Origin of the sequence: Rhizobium sp. ERR 942 (assembly GCF_007828395.1) — a bacterium.
Lineage (GTDB): Bacteria > Pseudomonadota > Alphaproteobacteria > Rhizobiales > Rhizobiaceae > Rhizobium > Rhizobium dioscoreae.
The window spans coordinates 156,300-179,088 of record NZ_VIUA01000001.1; the positions used below are offsets into that span (position 1 = coordinate 156,300).

Here is a 22,789-nt window from a genome sequence, read left to right on the forward strand (position 1 = left end):
TGGGAGAATTCGATGGATCGCCGTTCCTTCATCAGGCGGGCAGGAGCTGTTGGCGCAGGTGCTGCCGCTTCCGCGCTTGCGAGCCCGGCTCTTGCGCAGGAATATCCGAAGATCACCTGGAGGATGACCTCCTCCTTTCCCAAGAGCCTGGACACGATTTATGGCGGCGCGGAAGATATCGCCGCGCATGTTTCCGACGCGACCAACGGCAATTTCGTCATCCAGACCTATGAGGCCGGTGAGATCGTGCCCGGTGCGCAGGCGGCCGATGCAGTCAGCGCCGGCGCCGTCGATGCCGCGCACACCTGCTCCTATTATTTCTGGCAAAAGGATCCGACCTATGCCATCGGCACGGCGCTGCCGTTCGGCCTCAACGCCCGGCTGACCAATGCCTGGTTCTACCAGGGCGACGGCAACAAGCTGATGAACGAGTTCTACGCGACGCAGGGTATCTTGGGGCTTCCCGCAGGCAATACCGGCGCGCAGATGGGCGGCTGGTTTCGCAAGGAAATCAATACGCTCGACGATCTCAAGGGGCTGAAGATGCGCATCGCCGGCCTGGCCGGCAAGGTGATCGAGAAGATCGGTGTCGTCCCGCAACAGGATATTGCGGTCAACGGTGTCTATGATGCGCTGAGCAAGGGTACGGTCGATGCGGCCGAATGGGTCGGCCCCTATGACGACCTGAAACTCGGGCTGCAGAAGATCGCGAAGTATTATTATTATCCGGGCTGGTGGGAAGGTGGCGCCGTGGTGCATGCCTTCTTCAACCTGGAAAAATGGAATGCCTTGCCGAAGAACTATCAGGCAATCCTTGGCGACGCCTGCGCCTTCGCCAACACCAACATGCTGGCGAAATACGACGTCAAAAATCCCCAGGCGCTGAAGGATATCGTGCAGCAGGGGGTGACGCTCAGACCTTTCAGCCAGGAGATCATGGAGGCCTGCTTCCAGGCAGCCGGCGCGCTTTATGCCGATCTTTCCAAATCAAATGATTATTTCAAGCGCATCTATGAGGATCAAGTCGCCTACAAGAAGGATGCCTATCTTTGGATGCAGCTTTCCGAGTATACTTTTGATACCTTCATGATGATCCAGCAGCGGGCGGGCAAGCTGTAATCGTATTTCATAAGTCTTTTGAGATATATTGTTTTCTTTATTAGTGATTTAAATATTATATCCGCCCTGGGAGGAGCCGGGAATCATTGTGCCAGTGCAGTGCTGATCATGATCCAGCTTCGACTTAAGCTGCCGCTTTGACTGGAAAATCTGTCCGAATGGGCTCTGTTCGGGCAAGTAAATTTTAAAGGGTTTCCACTAGGGTGTCCGCCGCATCAGGGGAAGTCTGAATGAAGCCTCCAAGCCCGGACACCGTGCCGACGGATGTTTATCTGTCGTTCGTCAGTTCGCTTTTCGGAAATCGCAAAACGCTCTTTACGGGCGTGTTCGTTCATATCCTGACATATGTCCTCGTTTTCCTGAGCACGCATGCCGGCATCTATCTGGCCTTTTGCGTGGCGATTGCGGTTGTCTTTGGCTTACGCATCCATTTGTTCCGGCTGTTCGACGCCGCGGATAAGAATGATCTTACGCGCGTCGATATTGCCGGCTGGGAAACGCGCTATGTGATCGGCGCGGCGGCGACGGCGGCCATCCTCGGCATCGGCAGCGGCTATGCCATCCTCATCCTGCAGAATCCGCTGGCGGAATTCATCTGCGTCGCCGTCACGATGGCGTCGATGGTGTCGATCGTCGGCCGCAACTATGGTTCGCCTCGCGCGGTCGATCTTCAGATTCTGTGCTGCTGCGTGCCGATCATCGTTGCCTGCCTGCTGCTGCAGCAGCCTTACAAGGCAACCGCCTCCCTCATGCTCATTCCGTTTGGGCTGACGACACGCGCAATGGCGAATGGCATGCGCGAATTTCTCTACCGGAACATCATCGCTTCGCGCGAGATATCGCTGATGGCCGACAGGTTCGACACCGCGCTGAACAGCATGACGCACGGGCTGTTCATGCTTGATGCCCAGAACCGCATTCTGGTCGTCAATCGCAAGGCATGCGAGCTCCTTAATTTTGCCGATCCGCAGCGGCTCAAGGACTGCGAATTCGATGTCGTTCTGCGCTACGGCGCGCGCCATGCCTTCATCGACGGATCGCTGCCCGGACTTATCCAGCGGCAGCTGGCACAGCTCGTCAGCGGCACGCTGTCGCGAACGCTCATTCAATTCAACGAGGATCAGTTCCTCGAATTTTCGGCCAGCCGCCGCGCCGACGGAATCGTGATCCTGATTTTCGAAGATGTGACGGTGCGCGTTCGGGCAGAGCGCAAGATCCTGCATATGGTGCGCTACGACCCTTTGACGGGGCTGCCGAATCGCGAATATTTCATGGATCTGGTCAAAGAGAGGCTGGCTGCGCGCAAGCGGGAAAGCCGCATCGGCATTCTGGTTCTCGATATCGATGACTTCAAGCACGTCAACGATACCAAGGGGCATGTTGCCGGGGACCGCCTGCTGGTCGCCATAGCCGAGCGCCTGAAGCAGCTTGCCGGCACCGCAGCGATTGCCGCTCGTCTTGTCGGCGATCAATTCGTGCTGTTCTTTCCGAATGAAGACGATGCTCCTGATATCGATGCCCGCATCCGCACCCTGCATGCGGCAATGGCCGGCACCTACAGCGTGGCAGACAGCAGTTTCCGGATTTCCGTCAGCGGCGGATACATGACCGTGTCCAGCCGGGAGTTTCGCCCGGAGGAGTGGCAGATCAAGGTCGATCTCGCGCTTTTCGATGCCAAATCGCGGCTGAAGGGCGGCTGCAGCGCCTTCGAGGAGGAGATGGACGCACGCTATGTCGAGCGGCAGAAGCTGAAGGATGATTTGCGCGAGGCGGTGGAAACCGGCAGGCTTCAGGCCGTCTATCAGCCGATGTTCACGCCCGATGGCTCCCGCATCGAATGCTGCGAGGCGCTTGCACGCTGGATTCATCCGGAAAAGGGCTCGGTCCCGCCCGATCTTTTCGTACAGGTTGCCGAGGAAATGGGCATCGTCGCCGGCATCACTCGCTTCATGGTCAACCAGGCCTGCAACGATTGTGCTTCATGGCCTGCGCCGCTCGCGGTTTCCGTCAATCTCTCGGCGCAGGATCTGCGCAATGGCGAGATTGTCAAAATCGTTATGGCGGCACTTGATGCGTCAGGATTGGAGCCATCCCGCCTGCATCTCGAGGTTACTGAAAGCTGCCTGATGGATGAGGTGGCGACCGTTCGCTCCATCCTCGCCGATCTGCGCACCAAAGGCATCACGATTGCAATCGACGATTTCGGAACGGGATTCTCCAGCCTCAGCTATCTCGATACGCTGCCTGTGGATGTCGTGAAGATCGACCGGTCTTTCGTTCGTGACATCACGACGGATAGCCGCCGTTTCAAGCTGCTATGCGGTATCGTCGATCTTTCCCGCGCGCTCAGCCTTCATATCGTGATCGAAGGCGTCGAGACGCTGGAGCAGCTGGCATTGGTGGTCGAGCGGAACCTGGCGGATATCATCCAAGGCTATGTATTTTCGCCGCCGGTGCCGCAGGAGCAGGTCATCGAGAGAGTGGCCAGTCTCAACCGGCAGCAGCCGGGCGCCGGCAGAATCCTGCCGTCCGATGTCACGACCTAGCCGGCGTCATCGTTTCGATGCGGGCGTCTTCGAAATCCCTGGCGATTCCGTCAGCCAACGCCCGCCTGCGACCTTCTCGTGCATTGCATTTTTCCTCGCTTTGTGTAACCCCTCGGTGGAGGAAATTGGTTGCGGCATCCCGTTGCGGGGTGTCACAACTTTTGAGGACAAGCTCCAGCTGGCAGTTATATCGTCTGTCGGCGGAGAGGATTGAGGGGAGAATTCTGAATGGCCGAACATCATACTGGACCCGCCGAAGTGGGCGCTCCCATGGACTACAAGGAGCATGAGAAGACCTACAATCTTTTCATCTCGGGCGCCAAGGTCGGATCTGCGATCGTTGCCGCATTGTTGATCGCCATGGCGGCCGGTTTCTTTGGCCATGCCGGTTTCCTCGGCGGCGTCCTGATATTCATCGTTCTGACCATCGCCAGCGTCGTCCTGTTGCGCTGATATTGCAGCGCTGACCGATGCCGGGCCGATCGCCCGCGCTTTCCCATGATTCTGCAGGCTACAGCGCCGCCGCATTCGGGCGCGGCGCCGTCTGATGCGAGGTGTCGTCGTTGAGCAATCTGGTTTTCGTGGCCAAGGAAAGCGTGGCGGAGGAGACGCGTGTTGCGGCTTCCGTCGAGACGGTGAAGAAGATGAAGAACCTGGGTTTCGACGTGGTGATCGAAGCCGGTGCGGGGGCTTTATCGCGCATTCCGGATACCGAATATGAAGCCGTCGGCGCCCGGATCGGTTCCATCAAGGATGCGAAGGCGGCGGATGTCATTCTCAAGGTGAGACGCCCGACGAGCAAGGAGATCTCCGGCTACAAGAGTGGCGCGATCGTCATCGCCATCATGGACCCTTATGGCAACGAGGCCGCTCTTGCGGAGATGGCGCGCGCAGGGCTGACAAGCTTCGCCATGGAGCTGATGCCGCGCATCACCCGTGCACAGTCGATGGACGTCTTGTCGTCGCAGGCCAATCTCGCAGGGTATCAGGCCGTGATCGAGGCTGCTGCCGTCTATGACCGGGCACTGCCGATGATGATGACGGCAGCGGGCACGGTGCCGGCGGCAAAGGTCTTCGTCATGGGTGCCGGCGTCGCCGGGTTGCAGGCGATCGCCACCGCACGGCGTTTGGGCGCGCTCGTTTCGGCGACGGACGTACGGCCGGCTGCGAAGGAGCAGGTCGCTTCGCTCGGCGCGAAATTCGTCGCGGTTGAGGACGAAGAGTTCAAAGCGGCAGAGACTGCCGGCGGCTATGCCAAGGAAATGTCGAAGGAGTATCAGGCGAAACAGGCGGCGCTCGTCGCCGATCATATCGCCAAGCAGGATATCGTCATCACCACGGCGCTCATTCCGGGCCGGCCGGCGCCACGCCTTGTCGGGCGCGACATGCTGAAGGCGATGCGCCCCGGCGCCGTGGCCGTCGATCTCGCGGTCGAACGCGGCGGCAATATCGAGGGTGCCGAATACGGCAAGATCGCCGATGTCGAGGGCGTCAAGGTGGTCGGATATCCCAATATGGCCGGCCGGATCGCGGCCAGCGCCTCGGCCCTCTACGCCAAGAACCTCGTTACCTTCCTGGAGACGATGGTCGACAAGGATACGAAGAGCCTTGCCCTCAACCGCACCGATGAGCTGATCAAGGCGACGATGCTGACCGACGGCGGCGAAGTCGTGAACCCGAATTTCGTCGATCCCGACCAGCCGACGATCAAGAAGGGAGATCTCTGAGATGGCCAGCCAAGCAATGGACCAGGCACTCCAGCAACTGAATGATGCCGTTGCCGCCGTTACGGCCGCCGCAGCACAGGCGCCCGAGGTTGCCAGTGCCGCAGCCGGTGGAGCGATCGATCCTTTCGTCTTTCAACTGGCCATCTTCGTGCTGGCGATCTTCGTCGGCTATTATGTCGTCTGGTCGGTGACGCCGGCCCTGCATACGCCGCTGATGGCGGTCACGAACGCCATTTCCTCGGTCATCGTGGTCGGCGCACTGCTGGCCGTGGGCATTTCGGCGAGCGGCCTTGCCACGGGCTTCGGCTTCGTGGCGCTGGTTCTCGTCTCGGTCAATATCGTCGGCGGCTTCCTTGTCACCCAGCGCATGCTGGCGATGTACAAGAAGAAGGACAAGTGAGGGCGGCATGCTGAGCAATATCGCAGCTTTCCTCTATCTCGTCTCCGGCGTTCTGTTCATCCTGGCGCTGCGCGGCCTGTCGCATCCGGCCACCAGCCGGCGCGGCAATCTCTACGGCATGGTCGGCATGGGCATCGCCATCGCCACGACGCTGGTGCTGGCGACGCCATCCTTCGGCGGTTTCGTGCTGATCGTTCTCGGCCTTGCCATCGGCGGCGGGGCAGGTGCTTACATTGCGCGCGTCATTCCGATGACCTCGATGCCTCAGCTCGTGGCAGGTTTCCACTCGCTAGTCGGTCTTGCGGCCGTCCTCGTCGCCGCTTCTGCGCTCTATACGCCGTCGTCCTTTGGCATCGGTGAAATCGGCCACATCCACACCGAAGCCCGCATCGAGATGGCGATCGGCGCCGCGATCGGCGCGCTGACCTTCACCGGTTCGATTATCGCCTTCCTGAAGCTCGACGGACGCATGTCCGGCAAGCCGATCCTGCTGCCGAACCGCCATATCATCAATGCCGCTTTGCTCGTGCTGATCGTGGTCTCCATCATCAGCCTGGCGGCGAACGAGAGTCATCTCGCCTTCTGGGCCATCGTCGCGCTGTCGTTGCTTCTCGGCGTACTGCTGATCGTGCCGATCGGCGGTGCCGACATGCCCGTCGTCGTGTCGATGCTGAATTCCTATTCCGGCTGGGCCGCCGCCGGCATCGGCTTTACGCTCGGCAATCTCGCGCTCATCATTACCGGCGCGCTCGTTGGGTCCTCGGGTGCGATCCTGTCCTATATCATGTGCAAGGGCATGAACCGCTCCTTCATTTCGGTCATTCTCGGCGGTTTCGGCGGCGAGACGGCCTCGGGCGGGGCCGACAATTCCGACAAGACGGTGAAGCTCGGTTCGGCCGAGGATGCCGCCTATCTGATGGCGAACGCCTCCAAGGTCATCATCGTGCCCGGCTATGGCATGGCGGTGGCACAGGCCCAGCATGCGCTACGCGAAATGGCCGACAGGCTGAAGGCGCATGGTGTCGAGGTGAAATATGCCATTCATCCCGTCGCCGGCCGTATGCCGGGTCACATGAACGTGCTGCTCGCCGAGGCCAATGTGCCCTATGACGAGGTGTTCGAACTCGAGGACATCAATTCGGAATTCGCCCAGGCCGATGTCGCCTATGTCATCGGCGCCAACGACGTCACCAATCCAGCGGCGCGCGATGACAAGACATCGCCGATCTACGGCATGCCGATCCTCGACGTCGATAAGGCCAAGACCTGCCTCTTCGTCAAGCGCTCGCTCGGCTCCGGCTATGCCGGCATCGACAACACGCTGTTCTACAAGGATGGCACGATGATGCTGCTTGGCGATGCGAAGAAAGTAACCGAGGAAATCGTCAAGGCGATGAACGAGTAGGCTGCCGCTGCGCCCGCAAGAGCGATGTTTCCGCTCTCAGTTCCTTTGACGTTCCATCATGCTGCGCGGTGCGGTCAGTATCCAGACGAGCCCAGCCGGGCGGAAATCGACCTCGACATGGCCGCTGAAGGATGCCGCAGCATGGGTTTTCGTGACGGTGGTGCCGAAGCCGGTGTCGCTCGGCGGCTTGACCGGCGGACCGCCGCTTTCGGTCCAGACGAAGCGAATCTTGGTGCCGGTTTCAGCGGCTTCGTTCGTCCATTCGATGGTGATCTTGCCTTCCGGCGCGGAAAGCGCGCCATATTTGACCGAATTGGTGGCAAGCTCGTGCAGGACCAGGCCGAGATTCTGCACCGCTTCCGGCTTCAGCAGGAAGTCATTGCCGAGAACGTCGAGTTGCTGAGGTCCCTGCAGGAAAGTCGCGAGGTGGATGTCGATCACGCGGCGAAGCGACACGCCGGACCATTGTTCGCTGGTCAGCACCTCGATCGAGCGCGCCAAGCCTTCGAGCCGGTCGGCGACAGCTCGCTGGAAAGTATCGACGCTATCAGTCTGCCGCGCGAGCTGACGCGTCATTGCCTGTGCGAGCGCCAGCAGATTCTTGGTGCGGTGGACGAGCTCGTGCATGACGAAATGCAGCCGGTCCTCGGTGACGCTGCGGTCGAAGGAGGCGTTGGAAAGCGCGACAGCCACCTGGTTTGCCTCAATGACGCTGGTGTCGATCGGTGCCACGATCTCGCCGCGGCCCATACGGTCCGCCATGTCGGCAATATCCTGTATGGTGGTGCGCACCTGACGTGCCAGGGCATAGACGGCAATCAGCGCAACCAAAAGCAGCGTCACACCGCCATAGATCAGAAAGCGCCAGGTGCTCATCAGCGAAGCCTGCGCGGAAGCGATCGGACCCCAGACGACGGCCTTCCAGGACCAGCCTGAGATTTGCGCATAACCGAGCACCGCGTTCGGCAGGACCTTGTCATCCTGATAGACGCCGCTGGATGCGATCAGCTTCGGCAGGATGTTCTTATTGAATGCGTCGCCCGGGGCGAGGGTCGTCGGGCCACCGGCGGCAACGACATGTCCAGATTTGTCCAGAACGGCGGCAGACCAGCCGGGCGGCAAGGCTTCCGTCGTCACGAGCTTGGCGAGCTCGTCGGCATCCTGTGTTACCGCCAAAGCGGCGCCGGCCGGCGAATGTTCGAGGGGCAGGGTGACGTTATAGACCCAGCGGCGGGCGGTTGAGCCTATGAAAACATCGGATGCCTCGATGCGGCCGGAGTTCAGTGCCGATTGAAGCGCGGCGATGTTGCCGGTCTTGCCGAGTGGCTTGCCGAGCGGCCAGCGGGTATTCAGTCGGAGCTGGCCGTCCTTTTCCATAAGCAGCACGAAAAGCGAATCCGTGCGCAATACCGTTTCCGTGCGGGCGAAGAAAGTGGCGATGTCGTTGCGCTCAAGTTCCGGCGAGGAAGACAGAAGGCGCAGCGTCGTGGCCATGTCCTGCAATTGGCGATCGATGACGCGCGAAAGCGCCTGCGCATCCTGAACCGTGTCGCCCTTCAAAGCATCGCGTTCATTATCCTCGAGTTGGACCAGAAGCAGCGCGACGAAGGCGAGAATAGGCAAGGCGATCGCCAGGGCTATGGCGATCAGATAGGCACCAATCGACGCTTTCGGAAAATGCGGCTTCCTCATGGAGCGATCAACCGATCGTGCCTCCATGAGGGTCCGACGCGCTGGCAAACGCGAAGAGAATGATATTGGTCATCATGCCAAGCGCCCCCGTGCCCAGATCATCGAGCTACATGCTCCTGAAGCGCCATGTTAGGGCTCGGTAATTTTCCTTGCAACATCTGAAAAGTCATTATTGCGAAATCCTAAGCGATCTCGGGTATTTACGACTGTGGCAATGCATCCCTGAAGTTGCGCTGGCAGGTCTTGTGTCCGAGCTAGGTAAAGCGTGAGAGACGGAAGGATGCAAGCTCGGGAGCTTCGCCACCATCGACGATTTCCTGCGCGGCGAGCAGGCCGACGAGCGGCGCCAGCGTGACGCCGGAGTGGAGAACTGCGAGGTAGAGGCCAGGTGCCGCGCCGACACCACCCAGAACCGGAAGGCCGTCTTTCGGTGTCGGGCGATAGCCGATGGTGTAGAAATCAAACTCCAGCGCCTCGCCGCCTTTCAATGTCGTTTTGACCCTGGCGAAAAGATCGTCGGCTGCCGCTTGTGGATCGCTGCCGGGATCGGTGCCGCCGAAGTCGCCGCCGGCGATGATTCGCCCCTCTGCCGTCTGGCGCAAATGCAGTTCCGGCGCCATCACCAGACCATTCAGCATTTTCTGCACGGGGCGGGAATGGACGATAAGCCCTGGAGGCGTTTCCAGCGGCACGAGAACATCCGCCGAGGCCGCAAGTGCTGGCGTGCCCGCACCGACAGCCAGAACGACATAATCGGCCTGCATCGGCCCTTCACTCGTTTCGATGCCGACAACCTGCTCTCCCTCTCTGAGCAAGCCCGCGACCTCGACGCCGGATAATAGGCCCGCGCCTTGACGGCGAGCGTCCTCCAGCAGCAGCTTGGTGGCGGCAACAGGTTCGACTGCGCCTTCCTCGGCAACATGCAGGGCATAGTCTGGCGGATTGGCGAGGTTCGGTTCGATCATTGCGCTCGTCGCTCGGTTGACCGGCTGTATGCCATAGCCCCAGCCATGATGCTGTGCCGCATAGGCATCGAGCTCTGCTTCCGGCAGATCCCAGGAGAGGCCGCCGCACCAGGACAGGGGAAGATCCGGCAGGTTGTCTTGTAGCCGCGACCATTCGGCCATCGATCGGCGACGGACCTGGAAATAGAATTCCGGATTGCCCCAGCTCGCATTGATCCAGGCAAAGGAGTTCGGAGTTGCGACGCCGCCGGTCTTCTGAGCGACCACCGTCACGGATGCGCCCTTGCGACTCAGATGCCAGGCGATGGAGGCACCGATGATTCCGGCGCCGACGACGATGACTTTTTGTGGGGAGGGCATGTCTTTGTCTCGCTTGAACGGGTGAGCCGAGACTAAGCGTTCGACAAGGCAAAGAAAAGCCGCCGAGCGGATGGTCGCTGGCGGCTGAATGTCTTTACTGCAATATGCTCCGTATCAGGAGCCGGCGCCGACGCGAGCCAGGCCATCTCTAGCAGGCTGGTAGTTCGGATCGAGATTGACCGCGTGCTGATAGGAGCGGCGGGCTTTCGCCTTGTCGCCCTTGCGCTCATAGACGAAGGCCTGGTTTGCCCAGGATTCGGCGAGCTTGTTGTTCAGCTCGATCGCATGGTTGAAATCGGCAAAAGCGTTGTCGTCGTCGTTCTGCGCGAGATAGGAGATGCCGCGGCTGTTGTAAGGCTCCGGCGAGTTCGGCGACAGCGAGATCGCCTTGGAGAAATCGTCGATCGCCTTATCCTGCTGATTGCGCTTCTGGTAGATCACGCCGCGGCCATTATAGGCGCGGCCGTCCGTGGTGCCGAGGCTGATGGCCTTCGAATAGTCATTGAAGGCATCGTTGTCGCGGCCGGCCTGGCGATAGAGATTGCCGCGGCCGATATAGGCGACATCGTAATTGCCGTTGATCTGCAGCGCCGCGTTATAGTCCGCAACTGCTTCCGGCAGCTTGCCCATGTTGCGATAGATGAGCGCGCGGTTGGCATAGGCCTGATAGAACTTCGGATTGAGCTGGATCGCCTGATTGAAGTCGGCAAGGGCGCGGTTGAAATCACCGCCGCGGCCATAGGCCGTGCCACGCACATTGTAGCCTTCCGGATCCTGCGGATTGGCATTGATGACCGACGTCAGCGAGGCGATATTTTCCGACGAGCCTTGCGCCTTGTCGATCTGGATCACGTTATCTGTGGTGGCAGTCTGGCAGCCGGAAAGGCTGATTGCGGCAAGTATCGCCAAGGCAGGCAGAGCCGCGGCGCGCTTCGAAACGAATAAGGAGAGGTTCGAAGTGCGGAACTTTACGGAAGTCGTCATTGCCATTATCGGGTTCGCTTTCCCCATGCGTCATATCAGGCTGTTCTGATTTAATCCGATTTGCGTAGAGAATAAATCAAAAAGGCGGCGGCGAACGACTCGCCCCCGCCACACATGCATCTGAAAACGTCGAAAAAACGGCGATTACTTGGCAACAAGGCCTTCGCGCTGAGCGCGCTTGCGAGCAAGCTTGCGAACGCGACGAACAGCTTCAGCCTTCTCGCGAGCACGCTTCTGCGACGGCTTTTCATAGTAGTCGCGCATCTTCATTTCGCGGAAAATACCTTCGCGCTGCATCTTCTTCTTGAGAGCGCGGAGAGCCTGGTCGACATTGTTATCGCGGACAAGTACCTGCACGAGAATCACGTTCCTTTGGTTTGGTTGATGCCAGCGGCGACGGCAGCGCCAGGAGGCAAAAATATAACGTTCGCGCAGCCGCAGCCTTGCGATTGGTTAGGCGAGATAGCAGATCGGTTTGTCAAAGTCTAGCCAGATCGTGAGTTTGCAGAGGAAAAAGCTAGTTGTCGAGTACCGAATTCAGCCGGCCGCGTTTGTGACGCTTCATCGAAGCTGTTGATTAAGCCATCGGCCGACCCCGATCTTTGCGACATTGACATGCTTATGTGAGTATGTCGGATCACAGTCATTCGTGTGCTGCGGCGATTGCATCATCGGAAGCAACCGTTCGGAGCAAGGGGGAATCACCTTATGAAATCGCTCGGCTTTGCTGTCGTCGGAAGGCTGTTTGTGCCAACCATACTGGCGCTCATTGTTCTTGCTGGGGCGCTCGCGCCTGTCGCCGCCGGCGAAGTCCGCTTTGGCAAGAATGTGCGGGTCGGCGGCCACGACTTTTCCAATCAGACCTTTGACAACAAGCACCGGGCGAGAATTTACCTTTACAAGGGAAAGCCGCGGAATGAGGGATGTATCTGGCGCAAGGATAGCCACGGCGCGCGGGTGAAGATCTGCCATCTGCAGCGCAAATAGATCTGCCAAGCAGTCATGGGCAGGCCACTCGGCTGATTGGCAATTTTAACCGTGTCGAAAGACGGTCCTGAATGCGTCGCAAAAGAGCCGTTGTGTCGGTTTTCGATTTGCGATTTGTATGACCCACAAAAAGGGCGTCTTGCCTGAAGGAGTTGAGGGCGAATGCGTAAATACTCGGTTTTTGCCGTGGCACGGGAAGCGATGCGGGCTCACAAGGGTTGGGAGGCGCAATGGACCTCGCCAGAGCCGCGCAAGGAGTATGACGTCATCATCGTCGGCGCTGGCGGTCATGGCCTGGGTGCGGCCTACTATCTCGCCAAGGAGCACGGCATCACCAATGTCGCCGTCATCGAGAAGGGCTGGCTCGGCGGCGGCAATACCGGCCGCAACACGACCATCATCCGCTCGAACTATCTCTATGAAGAGAGCATGCACATCTACGAGCATTCGATGAAGCTCTGGGAGGGGCTGTCTCAGGATCTCAATTATAATGTCATGTATTCGCCGCGCGGCGTGATGATGCTGTCGCATAATGTGCATGACCAGCAGTCCTTCAAGCGGCATATCCACGCCAACCGTCTCTATGGCATCGACAATGAGTGGCTGACGCCGGAACAGGCCAAGGCTTATTGTCCGCCGCTCGATATTTCGAAGACGGCGCGCTATCCGATCAACGGCGCCGCCCTGCAGCGCCGCGGCGGCACGGCCCGCCACGATGCGGTGGCGTGGGGATATGCCCGCGCTGCTTCCGATCGCGGCGTGCACATCATCCAGAATTGCGAAGTGACCGGCATTCGCCGCGGGCCGGATGGCCGCGTGACGGGTGTCGATACCACCAAGGGCTTCATCGGCGCCAAGAAGATCGGCGTTTCCGCAGCCGGCCACACCACCGTCGTCATGCAGATGGCCGGCGTGCGCGTGCCGCTGCAATCGAGCCCGCTGCAGGCGCTTGTTTCCGAGCCGCTGAAGCCGATCTTCCCCTGTGTCGTCATGTCGAACACGGTGCACGCCTATATCTCGCAGTCCGACAAGGGCGAGCTCGTCATCGGTGCCGGCACGGATCAGTATAATTCCTATAGCCAGACCGGCGGCCTGCAGATCATCACCCATACGCTGGATGCGATCTGCGAGCTCTTCCCGATGTTTCGCCGCGTTAAGATGATGCGTTCCTGGGGCGGCATCGTCGACAATACGCCGGACCGTTCGGCGATCCAGTCGAAGACGCCAGTTCCCGGGCTCTATGTCAATTGCGGCTGGGGCACCGGCGGCTTCAAGGCGACGCCGGGTTCGGCCAATCTGTTTGCGCATCTCATCGCCCGCGACGAGCCGCATAAGTTCAATGCCGGCCTGACGCTGGATCGCTTCCGCACCGGCCGCCTGATCGATGAGGCGGCAGCCGCCGCCGTGGCGCACTGATGCCGGCGGCGGTCGGGATCGTTCTTGCGGCGGGGCTTTCCTTGCCGGTCGGAGCGATCGCGACCGAAGTCAGCGACCTTATTCCGGGAGCCAAGGATTTTCGCATGCAGGTGATCCACAAGGCAAAGGACGAGGCTGACTGGCCCTTCGTGGCCGAAAGCGGAATGTTGCTCTGCGCCAAGGTGCTGAGCGAGCCAACGGTCTATTTCGTGCCGGACCCGACGTCCGAGGCGGCCAGGGCGTTTGTAATCGATACCGACCTGCTGGGCATGAGCCTGGTCAATCTTGGGATGACCAATGTGCTGAGACCCTATGGATCGCTGGAGGCGCTGCTGAAGCGCATAACACCTTTCGTCATCATGGGACGGCAGCTTTGCGCGCAGCCTCCCGGCACAAGCCTTACAGGCTCCGAGCTTTAACACAGGTAGAAAACGATGCTGCTGATTTACTGCCCCTATTGCGAGGAAGAGCGTTCGGAACTCGAATTCCGCAACGCCGGCGACGCGCATATCGCGCGGCCAGCCAATATTGCCGGGATTTCGGATGAGGAGTTCGAGGAATATTTCTTCCTGCGCGACAATCCGAAGGGCCTGCTCTTCGAGCGCTGGCGGCACATTCATGGTTGCGGCCGCTTCTTCAATGCGGCGCGCGATACCGTGAGCGATCACTTCTACCGAACCTACAAGGCCGGCGAGCCGAAGCCCGACCTCGCGACGCTCAAGCCTGGCGCTTCCGAGCCGGCAGCGCAGCAACAGAACGAACAAGAACAGACGGCACAAACAGAGGGATTCGTTGAATGAGCGGCGCCAATCGTATCGCGGGCAAGGGGCGTCTGACGCCGGCCAGAACCGCTCGCTTCACTTTTGACGGCAAGACCTATACTGCGCTCGAAGGCGATACCGTCGCCTCTGCGCTGCTTGCCAATGGCGTCCATCTTGTCGGCCGGTCCTTCAAGTACCACCGTCCGCGCGGCATCCTGTCGGCCGGAGCCGAAGAGCCGAACGCGCTGCTCGATATCTCCCGCGATGCGGCGCGGCGTCAGCCGAACGTACGCGCCAGCGTTCAGGAAGTCTTCGACGGCATGAAGGCGCAGTCGCAGAACCGCTGGCCGTCGCTCGCCTTCGATATCGGCGGCGTCAACAATCTGATGTCGCCCTTCTTTGCCGCCGGCTTCTACTACAAGACCTTCATGTGGCCGAAGACGGCCTGGAAGCATGTTTACGAGCCCTTCATCCGCCGTGCCGCTGGTCTCGGCGTCGCGCCGACGGAAGAAGATCCGGATCACTATGCCAGCCGTTATGCGCATTGCGACGTTCTCGTCGTCGGTGCCGGCGTTGCCGGCCTTTCCGCGGCACTCGCCGCGGCTGAAACCGGCGCCAAAGTCATCCTCTGTGACGAGCAGCCGGAGGTTGGCGGCGCGCTCCGCTTCGACACCGGCATCAAGATCGACGGTGTGGAAGGCTACGAGTGGGCGCAGATGACCTTCGCCAAGCTCAAGGCGATGCCGAATGTTCAGGTGCTGACCCGGACGACCGCCTTCGGCTATTACAACCACAATTTCTTCGGCCTCGCTGAACGGGTGACCGACCATCTGGCGAAGCCGGGCCGTAACCTGCCGCGCGAGCGCCTGTGGCAGGTCCGCGCCAAGCGCGCCATTCTGGCAACGGGCGCCATCGAACGCCACATGGTATTCCCGAACAACGACCGTCCGGGCATCATGCTCGCTTCGGCCGCGCGCGCCTATCTCAATCACTACGGCGTCGCCGTCGGTGCGAAGATCGGCGTCTATACGGCGCATGACTCGGCCTATGAGGCCGCTTTCGATCTCAAGCGCGCCGGCGTGTCCGTCGTTGCCATCGTCGATAGCCGCGCGCGGCCGGGCGAGGCTGTGTTGGCCGAGGCAAAACGGTTGGGCATCGAGGTGATGACCGACTATGCCGTCGTCGATACCTCAGGCAAGCTGCGCGTCTCTTCCATGACCGTCTCGCGCAACGGCAGCTCGGCGACCCGCAAGATCCCGGTGGATGCCCTGCTGGTTTCGGCCGGGTGGACGCCTTCAGTTCATCTCTTTTCGCAGTCGCGCGGCAAGCTGAAATTTGATGCCGAGAAGCAGCGCTTCCTGCCGGGTACCTATGTTCAGGATTGCCTTTCAGTCGGTGCCTGCAACGGCACGGATGGGCTGCAGGCGGCGATCGAGGAATCGCTGGCCGCCGGTGAGCTGATGGCACGCGCCACGGGCAGCACCAATGGAGCCGAGAAGATCCAGCTTCACGCCGAGCAGGCTTTCGAGTGGACCGGCGGCATGATCGGTGCGGCCGAAGGCGCCGGGCCGGACACGAATGCGAAGGCTTTCGTCGATTTCCAGCACGATGTCTGCGCCAAGGATATTCGTCTCGCCGTGCGCGAAGGCATGCATTCCATCGAGCACATCAAGCGTTTCACCACCAACGGCATGGCCTCCGATCAGGGCAAGCTTTCCAACATGCACGGGCTGGCGATCGCCGCCGAAATGCTCGGCAAGGATATTCCGCAGGTCGGCCTTACCACCTTCCGCGCGCCCTATACGCCGGTGACTTACGGCACGCTCATCAGTCATTCGCGCGGGGCTCTCTTCGATCCCGCTCGCAAGACGCCGATGCATGCCTGGGAAGAGGCGCACGGCGCGATCTTCGAAGATGTCGGCAACTGGAAGCGTGCCTGGTTCTATCCGCGCGCCGGCGAGACCATGCACCAGGCCGTCAATCGCGAATGCCGCACGGCGCGCGAAGTGGCTGGCGTGTTCGATGCGTCGACGCTCGGCAAGATCGAGGTGGTCGGGCCGGACGCGGCTGAGTTCCTGAACCTGATCTACACCAATGCCTGGGATACGTTGAAGCCCGGCCGCTGCCGCTACGGCATCATGACCCGCGAGGACGGCTTCGTCTATGACGACGGCGTCGTCGGGCGTCTGGCCGAGGATCGCTTCCACGTGACCACCACAACCGGCGGTGCGCCGCGCGTGCTGCATCATATGGAAGACTATCTGCAGACCGAGTTCCCGCATCTGAAGGTGTGGCTGACCTCCACCACCGAGCAATGGGCCGTCATCGCCGTGCAAGGTCCGAAGGCACGCGAGATCATCGAGCCGCTCGTCGAAGGACAGGATCTCTCCAACGAGGCCTTCCCGCATATGAGTGTCGCCGAGTGCAAGATTTGTGGCGTGCCGGCGCGGCTGTTCCGCGTCTCCTTCACCGGCGAAATCGGCTACGAAATCAACGTGCCGGCCGATTACGGCCAGTCGGTATGGGAAGCTGTCTGGGCGCGCGCCGAACCGCTGGGCGCCTGCGCCTACGGTACGGAGACCATGCACGTGCTGCGCGCCGAGAAGGGCTACATCATCGTCGGCCAGGATACCGATGGCACCGTCACGCCCGACGATGCCGGCCTTGCCTGGGCCGTGTCCAAGAAGAAGACCGATTTCGTCGGCATTCGCGGCCTGAAGCGGCCGGATCTCGTCAAGGAAGGTCGCAAGCAGCTCGTTGGCCTCATTACGCGCGATCCGAAGGTTGTGTTGGAGGAGGGCGCACAGATCGTCGCCGATCCGAATGAGCCGAAGCCGATGACCATGCTCGGCCATGTTACTTCGGCCTATTGGTCGGAAAATCTCGGCCGCTCCATCGCCTTCGCGCTGGTTGCCGGCGGGCGTGAGCGCATGGGCAAGACGCTCTATGTGCCGATGCCCGATAAGACGATATCAGTCGAGGTGACGGATCTGGTGTTCTTTGACAAGGAAGGAGGCCGGATCAATGGCTGATCTCGCTACCCGCAAACTGCCGCTCGTTGGTCGCCACGGCGGTTCCTCGACCGTTCGGCTGACGCCTGCTGCTCCCGCAAGCCGCATTTCTCTGCGCGCTCCGGCCGATTCTGTCGGCGGTCTTTCGCAGGCGCTTGGCCTGCAACTGCCGACCCGGCCGAAGACTTCGGTCAGCGCCAATGGGCGTCACGCCCTGTGGCTCGGCCCGGACGAATGGCTCGTCATCGACGAAAACGGTGTCGAGCTGGTCGGCGTGGCTGGATCGTCTGGCGTGTTGCACTCGGCGACCGATGTCTCGCATCGCAATACAGCCATCATCGTGTCCGGCCCCGGCGCGGAAGCGACGCTCGCCGCCGGCTGCCCGCAGGACGTTTCGCTGAGCGCATTCCCGGTCGGCGCCTGCTCGCGCACGCTGCTCGGCAAGGCGGAAGTCGTGATCCTGCGGCTCGATGATGAGACATTCCGTGTCGAAGTCTGGCGCTCCTTCTCCGACTTCGCTTTCGGTCTCCTGGCCGAGGGCGCGGAGGATGCGGGGCTTTAAGCTCGACAGCCTTCGAAGGCGAAGTCGATGTAAAAATTGGCTTGGTGCATGATGCCGAGAGTTGATGGCAATCTATCTTGCTTGCCGTCAATTTCGGCCGCATACTGGTTGTATCGGCAAGCTCGCAGCACTCGCCGTCAATCAGCGCAACGTGATGCGCGATACAAAGGTCATGCCCATGGGATCTGACAGGGAAAGTCTTGAAGTCGATTCCAAGTCATGGACCGGGATAGGCTGCGGAAGCATCCCGCCAACGATACCAAGTAAATTTAACGCTTTAGACCGTATTCGAAGTTACTTGATGGCTTTCATACCTACAATAATAATTCTTCATACGATCGAGCAGGTTGTAGACGGCAAAGTTTTCTTCGATGCGCTTTCCATATTTCGCGCTTTAACTTCCCAAATTCCGGAAGCTTTGTGCGGAATTGCGCTTCTTCTTCTGGTTATATTTATGCAGAAAATCCGCTCCCTCCTGAAAAAGTCTTAAGACTCCTCGGGCCTATCCTTCGGGTCGAACTGCGATATGGTCGTCCATGTCGCTGTCAGTGCCGGCTTGCGTTCGTTTTCGATCTCGACCGTCACGTCATAAGTCAGCATCAGCATATTGGCGCCGCGCAGCCGCGTTTCGGCGAGCGTGAAGCGACCGCGCACCTGCACGCCGCATTTGACCGGCGACATGAAGCGGATCTTCTCGAAGCCGTAATTGATGCCCATGGTTTGTTCGCGGATTTTCGGCAGGGCGCTATAATTCATCGCCGAGAGCAACGAGAGCGTCAGGAAGCCGTGGGCGATGGTGCCGCCATAGGGCGTTTCCGCCTTGGCGCGTTCGGGATCGACATGGATGAACTGGTGATCGAGCGTCGCATCGGCAAAAGTGTCGATCATCGTCTGGTCGACGGTGATCCAGTCGGAAACGCCGATCTCCGTTCCCGCAAGCTTCATGATCTCAACAAGCGAAATTTCGCCGGGCATGCCATCCTCGTCAGTCTGTGTCGTCAAAGCCCTTTCTGGCGAATCGAGACTGAAAGTGCAACCGTGATCAGTTTTCCAGAAGGAAGGCGACAGCGCGGGCGGTAATAGCGATCTGCTCTCCGGCTGGCGTTTCGCCTGCTGTCGTCAGCAGGGACCAGCCGCCGCTCTCGGAAGCCGGCAATGTAACGGCGCGCTCGTCTGCGGCACGATTGAAGATTATGGCGAGTCGCGTCGATCGATGCGTCGCGCGATCCGCTGTTTCCAGCGCCATGCCAAGCACGGCCGCTCCTGGCGCCTCCCAATCCGGCACCGTCATTGGCGTCCCTGCGCCTGAAAACCAAAGCACGTCACCATCACCCCGGAAGAAATTCATGTCGCCAAAGGCGGTGAAGCGGCGGCGCAGGCCGGCGAGCCAGGCAGTATGGCCGATCAGTTCCTCGTCCAGCGTCTTCCAGTCCATCCAGGTGATGGCGTTGTCCTGGCAATAAGCATTGTTGTTGCCCTGCTGGCTGCGCCCGCCTTCATCGCCTGCCGTCAGCATGATAGCGCCGCGCGTGGCAAAGAGCGTTGACAGCATAGCTTCAATATCGGCGCGGCGCTTGCGCTGGACCGAGGGATCATCCGTTTTTCCCTCGATGCCGTTGTTCCAGGAGAAGTTCTCGTTGTGACCATCGCGATTGTTCTCGCCATTGGCCTCATTGTGCTTGTTCTCGTAGGACACGAGATCCATCAGGGTGAAGCCGTCATGGGCGGCGAGGAAGTTGATGCTGCGCGTCTGCGTCCGCCCGTCACGACCGAAAATGGACGAAGAGCCGGCAAGGATCGTTGCCAGATCGCCGATGCCGGCATCGCCGCGCCAGAAGCGGCGCAGGTCGTCGCGAGCGCGGTCGTTCCATTCGAGGAAAGGTGCCGGGAAATTTCCGAGCTGATAGCCGCCTGGACCGATGTCCCAGGGTTCGGCGATCATGATTCGATCCTGCAGCACCTCGTCCGCCAGCATGGTGCGCAGCGTCATGCTTTCCGGATCGAAGCCCTTGCCGTTGCGGCCGAGCACGGTGGCGAGATCGAAGCGGAAACCGTCGATCCCGGCATTGCGGACGAAATGCCGTAGGCTGTCGATGATGAGCTTGCGTGTCGCCGGCTGATCGCATGCAACGGTGTTTCCCGTGCCGGTATCGTTGACAAGCGTCCCGGGCTGATCCGGCAGGCTGCGGAAATAAGTGGGGCTATCGAGGCCGCGCAGGGATAGCGTCGGGCCTTGACGGTCGCTCTCGCCCGTATGGTTGAAGACGAGATCGAGGATGACGGCGATGCCTTCGGCGTGAAGGGCGGCAACTGTCTCGCGCAACTCCTTCATGCCGCCGGGTACGAGACGCGAGTCGAGCGCCATGAAGGCAACGGGATTGTAGCCCCAGCCATTGGTGAGGCCGAGCGGCGGCAGATGACGTTCGTCGATCCATGCGGAGATCGGCATCAACTCGACGGCGTCGACCTGCAGGCGCTTGAGATGCGCAATGATTGAGGGATGGGCGAGGGCGCCAAGCGTGCCGCGCTGTTTCGCCGGCACATCGGGATGCAGCATGGTGAACGGCTTTACCGCGATTTCGTAGATCAGGCCGCCCGGCTGAAACAAGGGCTTGGCTGGCTTCACCGCGATATCGCGCGAGACGATCGCCTTCGGCATGAGATCCTGCGTATCGGCGCCGTAGACCCCAAGGCGCGGATCGTAGCGAAACGGCCGATCGATCTCCTTGGCATAGGGATCGACAAGCAGCTTGGATGGGTCGAACCATAGGCCGCGATCAGGATCGTAGGTGCCATGGGCGCGCAGGCCGTAGCGCGTGCCTTCCCCCACATCTTTCACAAAGAGGCGGTGTTCATCGCCGTCGCGGGCGAGCGGCAGACGGGCGATTTCCTTGTGGCCCTCGGCGTCGAACAGGCAAAGCTCTATCCGCTCAGCATGCCTAGAATAGACAGCAAATTCGACACCCGAGTCAGTGAGGGTGGCGCCAAGGCAGCGGGTTGTCGGTTCGGACATGTCTCGCGGGCTTTCCATTTTAGGACGTTGGAACGAACGTGATGCAATTTGCCGTCGTTCCCGGATAACCCCCTCATCCGTCTTTCGGCGATTTCGCTCCGCTCAATCACCGAAATCCACCTTCTCCCCGAGGGGAGAAGGTCCTTATGGCACAATCCCCCTCTCCCCTCGGGGAGAGGGCAGGGTGAGGGGGGTCTGCAAAAATTGCCGTCAGGTAATCACCGTCGGTGCATCGCGGCCGGTGCGGCCCTTGATGTCTGCGATATCCTGAGCGGCCGTGATGAGATCGGCCAGTGCTTCCTGGGTCTCGATATTGTGGCGGGTCGAATCGGGCTCGTAACGCTCGATATAGACGCGCAGTGTCGCGCCCGTCGTGCCGGTGCCGGAGAGGCGGAAGACGACGCGCGAGCCGCCCTCGAACATGATGCGGATGCCCTGATGCTGGCTGACCGACTTGTCGACCGGATCGTGATAGGCAAAATCGTCGGCGGCGGAAACCGTGAGGTCGCCGAACTTCGTGCCCGGCAGGGTCGGCAGCTTTTCGCGCAGCGCTGCAATCAGGCCGTTGGCAGCATCAGTATCGACGCCTTCATAGTCGTGGCGAGAATAATAGTTGCGGCCATAGGCGGCCCAATGCTGCGTCACGATATCGATGACGCTCTCGCCGCGTACGGCCAGGATGTTCAGCCAGAGCAGCACGGCCCAAAGGCCATCCTTTTCGCGAACATGGTTCGAGCCGGTGCCGGAGCTTTCCTCGCCGCAGATCGTCGCCATGCCGGCGTCGAGCAGGTTGCCGAAGAATTTCCAGCCGGTCGGCGTTTCGTAGATGCCGACACCACGCTTTTCGGCAACACGGTCGGCGGCGCCGCTTGTCGGCATCGAACGGGCGATGCCGGCGATGCCATGCGAATAGCCGGGAGCGAGGTTGGCGTTGGCTGCCAGGATCGCCAGGCTGTCGGACGGGGTGACGTAGATGCCCTTGCCGATGATGAGATTGCGGTCGCCGTCGCCGTCCGATGCTGCGCCGAAATCGGGCGCATCGTCGCTCATCATGTCGTCGTAGAGCTCCTTGCAGTACACGAGGTTCGGGTCCGGATGATGGCCGCCGAAATCCGGCAGCGGCAGGAAGTTGCGCACCGATCCATCCGGGGCGCCAAGACGGATTTCAAAGATTTCCTTGGCATAAGGGCCGGTGACGGCGCTCATCGCATCGAAGCAGATGCGGAAGCCTAGGCTGATCAGGTTGCGGATGGCGCCAAAATCGAACAGCTCTTCCATCAGGGCTGCATAATCTTCGACCGGATCGATGACCGAAACGATCATGCCGTCGATATCTTCGCGGCCGATGCGGTCGAGGTTGATATCCGGGAAATCGGCAATCTTGTAGCTTTCGATCACCTTGGAGCGCTCGTAGATAGCGTCGGTAATCTTTTCAGGCGCGGGGCCGCCATTGCCGATGTTGTACTTGATGCCGAAGTCTTCCGTCGGGCCGCCGGGATTGTGGCTGGCCGACAGGATGATACCGCCGAAGGCCTTGTACTTGCGGATGATGTTGGAGGCTGCGGGCGTCGAGAGGATGCCGCCCTTGCCGACCATCACCTTGCCGAAGCCGTTCGCGGCGGCCATCTTGATGGCCTTCTGAATGACTTCGCGATTGTAGTAGCGGCCATCGCCGCCGATGACCAGGCACTTGCCCTGATAGCCTTCGAGCGAATCAAAAATCGACTGGATGAAGTTTTCCGCGTAGTTCGGCTGCTGGAATACCGGAACCTTCTTTCGCAGGCCCGAAGTACCTGGTTTCTGGTCCGCGAAGGGGGTGGTGGGTACTGTTTTAATCATCG

General features: G+C 60.4%; 20 protein-coding genes. 13 read left to right on the forward strand and 7 right to left on the reverse strand.

Translation table 11 applies throughout. The features are described 5' to 3' along the window. The first annotated feature begins 12 nt into the window (after window positions 1–12). The 6 genes from FBZ97_RS00765 (at window position 13) to FBZ97_RS00790 (ending at window position 7,197) form a co-directional block, all read left to right on the forward strand. Entirely contained in the window at window positions 13–1,119 is a 1,107-nt protein-coding gene (locus FBZ97_RS00765) for a TRAP transporter substrate-binding protein (protein WP_145316010.1), read from the forward strand. A gap of 230 nt (window positions 1,120–1,349) precedes the next feature. Next, on the forward strand, window positions 1,350–3,665 hold the full coding sequence (locus FBZ97_RS00770; RefSeq protein ID WP_145316012.1) for an EAL domain-containing protein: 2,316 nt from the start codon (window positions 1,350–1,352) through the stop codon (window positions 3,663–3,665). A 228-nt stretch (window positions 3,666–3,893) separates the two neighbouring features. Beyond that, the gene (locus FBZ97_RS00775) at window positions 3,894–4,118 is read left to right on the forward strand and encodes an aa3-type cytochrome c oxidase subunit IV (RefSeq protein ID WP_041677669.1); all 225 of its coding nucleotides are present in this window, start codon (window positions 3,894–3,896) and stop codon (window positions 4,116–4,118) included. A 110-nt stretch (window positions 4,119–4,228) separates the two neighbouring features. Continuing rightward, on the forward strand, window positions 4,229–5,392 hold the full coding sequence (locus tag FBZ97_RS00780) for a Re/Si-specific NAD(P)(+) transhydrogenase subunit alpha (RefSeq protein WP_113354955.1): 1,164 nt from the start codon (window positions 4,229–4,231) through the stop codon (window positions 5,390–5,392). Between the two features lies 1 nt (window position 5,393). After that, entirely contained in the window at window positions 5,394–5,792 is a 399-nt protein-coding gene (locus tag FBZ97_RS00785) for an NAD(P) transhydrogenase subunit alpha (protein WP_113330529.1), read from the forward strand. Between the two features lie 10 nt (window positions 5,793–5,802). Further along, window positions 5,803–7,197, forward strand: a complete 1,395-nt coding sequence (locus FBZ97_RS00790) for an NAD(P)(+) transhydrogenase (Re/Si-specific) subunit beta (protein WP_145317501.1) — start codon at window positions 5,803–5,805, stop codon at window positions 7,195–7,197. Window positions 7,198–7,233: 36 nt separating this feature from the next. On the opposite strand, the gene FBZ97_RS00795 is transcribed toward FBZ97_RS00790, so the two are convergent. The 4 genes from FBZ97_RS00795 to rpsU form a co-directional block, all read right to left on the reverse strand. After that, window positions 7,234–8,889 (reverse strand): sensor histidine kinase, encoded by a 1,656-nt coding sequence (locus FBZ97_RS00795; RefSeq protein ID WP_113354958.1) that lies wholly within the window; start codon window positions 8,887–8,889, stop codon window positions 7,234–7,236. Window positions 8,890–9,143: 254 nt separating this feature from the next. Continuing rightward, window positions 9,144–10,214 (reverse strand): FAD-binding oxidoreductase, encoded by a 1,071-nt coding sequence (locus tag FBZ97_RS00800; RefSeq protein WP_145316014.1) that lies wholly within the window; start codon window positions 10,212–10,214, stop codon window positions 9,144–9,146. Window positions 10,215–10,328: 114 nt separating this feature from the next. After that, a complete protein-coding gene (locus tag FBZ97_RS00805; RefSeq protein ID WP_095435827.1) occupies window positions 10,329–11,204 on the reverse strand; it encodes a tetratricopeptide repeat protein in 876 nt (291 codons plus the stop codon). Window positions 11,205–11,342: 138 nt separating this feature from the next. Then, window positions 11,343–11,555, reverse strand: coding sequence for a 30S ribosomal protein S21 (gene rpsU, locus FBZ97_RS00810; RefSeq protein ID WP_004117638.1), 213 nt, complete (start codon window positions 11,553–11,555; stop codon window positions 11,343–11,345). Between the two features lie 351 nt (window positions 11,556–11,906). Here rpsU and FBZ97_RS00815 point away from each other — a divergent pair, with 351 nt between their 5' ends. The 7 genes from FBZ97_RS00815 (at window position 11,907) to FBZ97_RS00845 (ending at window position 18,425) form a co-directional block, all read left to right on the forward strand. After that, complete coding sequence (locus FBZ97_RS00815) at window positions 11,907–12,185, forward strand: hypothetical protein (RefSeq protein ID WP_113330523.1); 279 nt, start codon at window positions 11,907–11,909, stop codon at window positions 12,183–12,185. A 162-nt stretch (window positions 12,186–12,347) separates the two neighbouring features. Further along, window positions 12,348–13,601 carry a sarcosine oxidase subunit beta family protein gene (locus tag FBZ97_RS00820; RefSeq protein WP_113330522.1) on the forward strand — a complete coding sequence of 418 codons (1,254 nt, stop codon included), beginning with the start codon at window positions 12,348–12,350 and terminating at the stop codon, window positions 13,599–13,601. Beyond that, entirely contained in the window at window positions 13,601–14,020 is a 420-nt protein-coding gene (locus tag FBZ97_RS00825) for a hypothetical protein (protein WP_145316016.1), read from the forward strand. Before FBZ97_RS00820 ends, FBZ97_RS00825 begins: the two co-directional genes overlap by 1 nt. Before the next feature lie 15 nt (window positions 14,021–14,035). Continuing rightward, window positions 14,036–14,401 (forward strand): sarcosine oxidase subunit delta, encoded by a 366-nt coding sequence (locus FBZ97_RS00830; protein ID WP_145316018.1) that lies wholly within the window; start codon window positions 14,036–14,038, stop codon window positions 14,399–14,401. After that, entirely contained in the window at window positions 14,398–17,394 is a 2,997-nt protein-coding gene (locus FBZ97_RS00835) for a sarcosine oxidase subunit alpha (protein WP_145316020.1), read from the forward strand. Before FBZ97_RS00830 ends, FBZ97_RS00835 begins: the two co-directional genes overlap by 4 nt. Continuing rightward, a complete protein-coding gene (locus FBZ97_RS00840) occupies window positions 17,387–17,935 on the forward strand; it encodes a sarcosine oxidase subunit gamma (protein WP_145316022.1) in 549 nt (182 codons plus the stop codon). Before FBZ97_RS00835 ends, FBZ97_RS00840 begins: the two co-directional genes overlap by 8 nt. A gap of 64 nt (window positions 17,936–17,999) precedes the next feature. After that, window positions 18,000–18,425 (forward strand): hypothetical protein, encoded by a 426-nt coding sequence (locus FBZ97_RS00845; RefSeq protein ID WP_145316024.1) that lies wholly within the window; start codon window positions 18,000–18,002, stop codon window positions 18,423–18,425. Here FBZ97_RS00845 and FBZ97_RS00850 read toward each other — a convergent pair. From FBZ97_RS00850 to FBZ97_RS00860, 3 genes are all read right to left on the reverse strand, one after another. Further along, entirely contained in the window at window positions 18,422–18,910 is a 489-nt protein-coding gene (locus FBZ97_RS00850) for a MaoC family dehydratase (protein WP_145317504.1), read from the reverse strand. The genes FBZ97_RS00845 and FBZ97_RS00850 overlap by 4 nt on opposite strands. Window positions 18,911–18,977: 67 nt before the next feature. Then, window positions 18,978–20,948, reverse strand: coding sequence for a glycogen debranching protein GlgX (glgX, locus tag FBZ97_RS00855; protein ID WP_145316026.1), 1,971 nt, complete (start codon window positions 20,946–20,948; stop codon window positions 18,978–18,980). Window positions 20,949–21,158: 210 nt separating this feature from the next. Then, window positions 21,159–22,787, reverse strand: a complete 1,629-nt coding sequence (locus tag FBZ97_RS00860) for an alpha-D-glucose phosphate-specific phosphoglucomutase (protein ID WP_069613291.1) — start codon at window positions 22,785–22,787, stop codon at window positions 21,159–21,161. Window positions 22,788–22,789 lie beyond the last annotated feature (2 nt).